Source organism: Bacillus cereus group sp. BfR-BA-01441 (assembly GCF_022663075.1).
Taxonomy (GTDB): domain Bacteria; phylum Bacillota; class Bacilli; order Bacillales; family Bacillaceae_G; genus Bacillus_A; species Bacillus_A cereus.
In genome coordinates this window covers 1-202 of record NZ_JAKUEU010000488.1, presented here as the reverse complement: position 1 = coordinate 202, position 202 = coordinate 1, and the positions used below count along the sequence as shown (strand labels likewise).

Genomic DNA, 202 nt, shown 5'->3' with positions numbered 1-202 from the left:
TGGGAAGGCGACAAGTGGATGAATCCTACGGCTGAACAAATTACTGTCAACAAAACGATTTATGCGTATAATGAGCCTTCATTTAATGCAACAAAAGCAAATTATGGAGCACCATTTAACCCGCAAAATTGGGGAGTAGTAGAAAAAAAAGAAAATGGCTGGATGAAGGTAAGTACTTATGAAGGTTATAAGTGGATCAATC

The 202-nt window shown here is 37.6% G+C and carries 1 pseudogene; it reads left to right on the top strand.

Annotated elements, in window-relative coordinates:
* Window positions 1–202, top strand: a pseudogene (locus tag MR107_RS31320) (hypothetical protein); the annotation flags it as partial.